The organism is Collinsella aerofaciens, assembly GCF_040920445.1.
GTDB classification, from domain to species: Bacteria; Actinomycetota; Coriobacteriia; order Coriobacteriales; family Coriobacteriaceae; genus Collinsella; species Collinsella aerofaciens_BH.
Genome location: NZ_JBCOTQ010000050.1, coordinates 1 through 5,857 on the forward strand (window position 1 = coordinate 1; position 5,857 = coordinate 5,857).

The 5,857-nt window shown below is 57.8% G+C and carries 5 protein-coding genes; all 5 read right to left on the reverse strand.

Annotation, left to right across the window (positions count from 1 at the left end; translation table 11 throughout):
• Nucleotides 1–201 precede the first annotated feature (201 nt).
• On the reverse strand, nt 202–1,173 hold the full coding sequence (locus tag AB5405_RS07990) for a LacI family DNA-binding transcriptional regulator (protein WP_368138123.1): 972 nt from the start codon (nt 1,171–1,173) through the stop codon (nt 202–204).
• Nucleotides 1,174–1,444: 271 nt separating this feature from the next.
• A complete protein-coding gene (locus AB5405_RS07995) occupies nt 1,445–2,110 on the reverse strand; it encodes a DUF4956 domain-containing protein (protein WP_368138112.1) in 666 nt (221 codons plus the stop codon).
• A gap of 3 nt (nt 2,111–2,113) precedes the next feature.
• Entirely contained in the window at nt 2,114–2,905 is a 792-nt protein-coding gene (locus tag AB5405_RS08000; RefSeq protein WP_368138113.1) for a polyphosphate polymerase domain-containing protein, read from the reverse strand.
• Nucleotides 2,892–4,661: a CotH kinase family protein gene (locus tag AB5405_RS08005; RefSeq protein ID WP_368138114.1), complete on the reverse strand. Its 1,770-nt coding sequence runs from the start codon at nt 4,659–4,661 to the stop codon at nt 2,892–2,894. The genes AB5405_RS08000 and AB5405_RS08005 overlap by 14 nt, the downstream gene beginning before the upstream one ends.
• Nucleotides 4,651–5,857: exopolysaccharide Pel transporter PelG (gene pelG / locus AB5405_RS08010; RefSeq protein WP_368138115.1), on the reverse strand; the 1,207-nt coding region annotated here is incomplete at its 5' end. The genes pelG and AB5405_RS08005, both read right to left, overlap by 11 nt.

A 5,857-nucleotide genomic window follows, 5' to 3' on the forward strand; every position in this document is an offset into this window, starting at 1 on the left:
GATTTGCGGTAGTCCATGACTTCCCTTTCCTCCAGCGGGCGCATGTGCACCCGGCCATCTTTGACACTTACACTGTAATCGTTTTCAGTTTCATATGTATGTAATCGTTTTCACAGTAGGGTGAACGGTAGGAATATGCCGGCGAATGGTAGTTTTACGGCAAAAACAGGCAGCTCAGAGGCAGGCAGACGTGCCCAGAGTCTAAACATTCATAAGCTGATGGCCGAGCTTGAGCGTCTTGAGACCGCGCTCCCCCTCCACGCCATCGAGCGTGTCGAGCAGCATGCTGGTGGCCTCGACGCCACTGGTCAGATACCCATAATGCACGGTGGGAATGCCGCCCGTCAGCGCGCGCAAAAACGCGTTATCGCCAAAACCGCTCACGCGGTGTATGCCCTCGCCCATGCCGCGAACCTCATCGATGGCACGCACCGCGCCCGCCGCCATGGTATCGGTCGCGCAGGCGATAAACGAAACATCGGGAGCGACGGAAAGCAGCTCACGCGCCGCACCATAGCCCGAGTCGAGCGTAAACGAGCCCAGGCGAATCAAGGCGGCATCGAGCGGGTTGCCCGCGGCGCGTAATCCGGCCTCAAAACCGCGACGGCGGTCGTAACCGGCGGCACGGTCTTCTTCGGTAACTCCAATATAGGCGATCTTGCCGTCCACGCGGCCCGCAAGCGCTTGACCCAGCTCAAAGGCAGCCTCGTAATCGTCGTGATAGACGCACGCCGCGCCCTCGACGTTTTGGCCGATCAGCACAATGGGCACACGGCACGACTCAATCGCCCGACGGTGCTCGTCGGTAACCACGGTCGCCACCAGCACAATGCCATCGACCGGATGGTTCTGGAACAGGTCGAGATACTCGAGCTCACGCTTGGCCACGTTGTCAGTATTCGCGAGCAGCATCTGGTAGCCTCGGCGACCGAGCACCTGGCCAATGCCGGCGGTAATGCGGCTCACGGATTCCGAGTTGATTTTAGGCACGATGACGCCGATGAGCTTGGTGGAGCCGGTGCGCAGCGCGCGAGCCTGGCTGGACCGCACGTATCCGGTCAGCTCAATCGCTTGCTTAATGCGCTCGGCCTTATCCGCCGAGATATATCCACCGTTGAGGTAGCGCGAGACGGCGGCGCTCGAAACGCCTGCCAGCTCGGCCACATCTTTCATCTTTACCACGAGCACCCCTGTCGTTGAAATCGCTTTCACCATAATACCCAACCCATGCCAGCAAATTGAGCAAATGAGACGGGCCCATGGATCATTTCAACCGCCCAGGTCGAGCAAGCGCCAGCGAGCGGGCAGCTGCCGTGGCGAGGTGCCGCGAAAGAGGAGCGAAGCGTACTTTATGTACGCGAGCGACGGTTTGAGCGGCAGATCGCCCGGCAGATGCCCGCGCAGCGTCGAGCGGTCCGGCGTTTGTTAAAACGCCGGAACATAGTTACCCGTGGTATTCGCCGTTGTACTGGATTAACGTCAAGTCTTCCACGCCGTCAAGCGCGCGAATGGCGTCGGCATAGGGCATGTCAACGCCGTCCGAGAACACCTCGACGGCCATCTCGACCTTGTCGCCGCGCATGGTCTTGGACTTGACGGTAAACTTGGTGCGCCCAAATGCACGCACGATATCATCACCGGTAGTCTGGCCCGTGTAGTGGATGACCATCATGTACACGCGCGCCTTGTCCTGGTGGCTCGCAAAGCCGGCGATCATCGCAACGATCACCACCGCCGTAAGCCCCACGAGCGCATACATGCCGGAGCCCGCTGTGATGCCCGTGGTAATGGCCCAAAACAGATACAACAGGTCGAGCGGATCCTTGACCGCCGTACGATAACGAACGATGGACAGAGCACCGACCATACCGAGCGAGATGACCACGTTCGTCGAGATCGCGAGCGTGACCATGCAGGTGAGCACGCACATGCCCACGAGCGTCACAGCAAAGCTGCGCGAGTACACCACGCCGGTAAAGAAGCGCTTGTACACGTAATAGATCAGGATGCCCATGGCGAGTGCCACGAGCAGCGACAGGCCGATCTTGGCAGGGTCGACCTGGCCAAACGCCTCCAAGACGGAGTTCTTAAAAAAGTCCCTGGTGCTCATGGTCTAAATATTCCCTCGGTTCTCAAAATCCGATTCCCAGTAGTTAAAGCCGCGCAAGTAGGCGGTCTTTTCGTAGCACAGGCAGTACTTGGAGACTGCCGTGAGCTCGGCCGCGCCCGGCGGCACCATATCGCGCACCAACTGCGGGCAAAACTCCGTAAACTTGACCTCCATCACCAGCTTGCCGGGCTCCAGCACGGGCAGCGCGGGCAAGGTCGCGTCAAAGATATCGAAACTTCCCACAGCCGCGCGCACGTTCATGTCAAACGTGATGCGCACGGTGCCCTCATCCATCACCCACGGCTCGCGCTCGTAATCCACGATGGTCCGCGGGCGCATCATATTGCAGATGTACTCGATGTAGAACTCACGGCAGAGTTGGTGGGGGCTCCTGAGCAAAAAGTCGTAGTCGCCAGCCAGGATCTGCTCAAACTCGTCACGCGTGAGCGGCGCGTCCTCCTTATAGATCCAGCTGCCGTACTTCTTTTTGCGCTCGAGCTTAATCACCTTGTCGCTGCCGTTATAGATGCGCACGCGATACTTTTTGCGCATGAGAATACCGGCGTCTTTTTCTTCGTAGGCCGAGTTGCAGTAGTCGTCAAAGTACAGGCTGCGAATGGTGTAACCGCCCGCCCGCGCATGCTTGTCCAGCTTAAACACCGGCGCCATGCGACAGGCAAGCGCGGCGTGCTCGCCCTCGTTAATGAGATATTTGAGCTCGTGGCGGTAACGCTCCTGCGTGGCACGCACGGGCGGGGCCGCCAAGCGCTCAAGCAGCGCGCTAGCCCTCCTCATACGTATCCTCCACGACCTTACCGCCGTCTTGCACGTAAAAACACTTCATGCCGTAGTGCTTGCCATCGTCGGTCACATAGTAGTCAAACGCATCTTGCGTAAAGCCGTCGGAGTTGGTGGCGCGCACGCGCACAAAATACTGGCCGGTATCGGGGGCATCGCACGTTACCTCCGGCAGCAGCACGTCCTCGGCCTTAAAGATCACGTCAGTAATGGCGTAATCGAGCGCAAGCTCTACGGTGTAGCGAATGTCGCGCGCCTCAAAGTCGTAGGACGCATCCCAGTTAATGCGCAGCTTGCCGTTATCAATCTGCGGCACACCGATGTAGAACGGCATGGGCTTTTTATAGCTCTCGCGGAAGCTCTTATAGTTCTCTTCGATCTCGGCCGGAATCGCCGCGGCGATCTGCTCGTATTGATCCTTGGTGACAGGCAGATTATCGATATCGGGCGAAGCAAAGACCAGGGATTCAGTCACCTCGCGGTAGTGCTTGATCATCTTGGTCAGGCGAGTCTCGGTCAAATACGAGCGCAAGTCCTTGACGGCACGGTCGAGTTCGCTGCGGAAAGACTTGCTGCGCAACGCACGATTGAATAGCACGTTGCCCCAGTAGTTGCTTACGCCGCGCTCCCAGCTCGCATAATCCGAGAACCCCGTCAGGCTCAGCTCAAGCTTACGCAGCATGCCGTCGTTATCCCAATCCAGGATATACCAGACCTTGGAGTTAAGCGGGCTGTACAGATAGCAGTTACGGTTCTGCGTATCGCAGTTGCCCGTCAGGATCTGAAACGCCAACCAATAGACCAGGTTCTCGGTATCAAAGTAGGTGTCGAGCACGTCATCGATCTTTTGCGATTCGTCGTTGAGCGCATCGAGCATCTCGATGAGCTTGGTGTGGTCCGTATCGCCCTTAATCTCGAGCATGCCTTCAAAGCTCGCCTGGTTGTAGTCGGGATCATCGGCAAGCTTAATGGTGTCCTCGTAGCGATGGAAATCAAAGCTGTTCACCTTGTACAGGTGCCCGCTCTTATCCAGGCCATGTGCCTTAAGCGCCGTCTTGTTGAGCTGCTCCACCTGCGTAAACAGGCCGTAGTCCTCAAAGGTATCGTTGGACTTTTCGGTCTGGTCGCACACCCACAGATGCACAAACTGCGTGCGCAGGCCCATCATCTGGGGAATCCCGCGAATAAGGTCATAGGCCATCTTGTTGCGAAAACGCATACCCTCGCCCATGTGCTTGTTGAGCGCAATCGCACGCTGCTGGCGCCAGGTACCTTTTCCTTTTTTGAGCTCCACCTTGTAATTCTTCTTCGTATAACCGCTCGACGTCTGGCCACGCACCTGCACGGTAGCATTGGGCGCTTCCTCGCCATAGCCAACCTCGCCGGCCACCGGGCCGTCTTCGTCGCCCGCCTGCAAAAGCCCCATTACCTGATAGCGCGTCACGCCCATGTCGGCATAGTCATACACCGAGTACGTATTGATCTCGGCCCAGCTATGATCGGTGTTCTCGGAGCTGTTACCGCGCGAGACCGTCAGGTACATGGTCACAATGCCCGAGTCGTCGTAGACCTCGTACAGCTCGTCCTTATCGCGAAGGTGCTTGGACTGGTCGGAAGACTCAGCCTTTTTAATCTTGTCCTGTTTTTTGACCTTTTTAGTCGAGGATTCGTCCTGAGACGAGCAGCCCGAAAGCAACAGCGCGCCGGCAGCCGCCTCGATCAGGCAGCGGCGAGACATCAACTTATCGATCATCAGAACCTCCCCAATGTTTTTGGTACAGGCGAACCACCATACGTTCAAACGCACTGCGCGGCTCACCGCCCACGCGCTTGTCCTCGTAGCGTTGCTCAACACGGTCGAGCACCCGTCCAAGTTCGGTAAACCAGCCCGTTTTGTCGGTCGCCACAATGGGCTGCTGGCTCAGGATACGATACGGCAAGTTGGCGGTATAGGTATCGAGCCGCAGCAGCGCCACGATAAAAAACACCGCTGCACCCAACAAAAAGCCAAAGCCGTAAAACTGCTGCGGCAAGAGCAGAGAAACGGCAGTCGCCAGCCCGGCCACACCGGCAAACAACCCCGAGGCCAGCACGGCCCCCTTATAGTCGGTAAAGTACAGCAAGATGAGCAACACCGTATTGCCCACGGCATACAGGCCGTAGCCCACGCACAACGTGCGAAAATACCCGTGCATCAGGTTGTTAAAGCCCAACGGTAGCGCCGAGAGCACTGTGGTCTCGAGCGAGATGACCGCCGCCGTCACAAACAGTTGTTTGAGCGCACAAAACCGCAGTTCTCGGTTGAGCGTGGCAAGCATTTCCTCCTCGGCCACCACAATGTCGCCCACCACGCCACCGTCATTGAACAGGCTGTAGTAGTCGCGGTAGCGCGGATAAAAGTTGACCTCGACCGAGACCACAAAGTTGACGGACGTGACCAGGATCGTCAAAAACGCGATGAGCGCCGGCACATCGTGGTAGGGCGCACCATAAAACAAGCCCTTGACCTGCACGCCAATGGGACCGGCCCAAATTATCACCAAGTGCGCAAAGAGGCCCAGGTTGGTAAACAAGCCCGTGAGCGCCAACGGAATAAACTGATCAAGCCACCGTAAAAAGAGCCAGGGGCTGCGTTCGCTCTGCGGAAAAAACCGGTACAGCAGTACCACGTCCCAGGCGAGCATGACGCCATAGCCCAGAGCAATTGACGCCAAAAGGCCCTCGACCGGCGGCAGACCAAGCGCCAGCGCGGCCAGGGCGCACAGGCACGCCACGCCAATGGCAGCCGCAAAGCTGCATAGGATACCGCGGTAATCCTTAATAGCGGTGAGATAGCTCATGCCGTTCCAATTGACGATCATAATGTTGAACAGCCACAGGCACAGCAGCCCCTGTAGCAGCGTGGCGCCCGAGAACAGCAAAAAGACGCCGTAGAGCACCGTGCCCACA

What these genes read in the sequence shown, in the direction of transcription:
- AB5405_RS07990 (WP_368138123.1), bottom strand. Translation starts at nt 1,173, where the DNA reads ATGAAAGATGTGGCCGAGCTGGCAGGCGTTTCGAGCGCCGCCGTCTCG.
- AB5405_RS07995 (WP_368138112.1), bottom strand. Translation starts at nt 2,110, where the DNA reads ATGAGCACCAGGGACTTTTTTAAGAACTCCGTCTTGGAGGCGTTTGGC.
- AB5405_RS08000 (WP_368138113.1), bottom strand. Translation starts at nt 2,905, where the DNA reads ATGAGGAGGGCTAGCGCGCTGCTTGAGCGCTTGGCGGCCCCGCCCGTG.
- AB5405_RS08005 (WP_368138114.1), bottom strand. Translation starts at nt 4,661, where the DNA reads ATGATCGATAAGTTGATGTCTCGCCGCTGCCTGATCGAGGCGGCTGCC.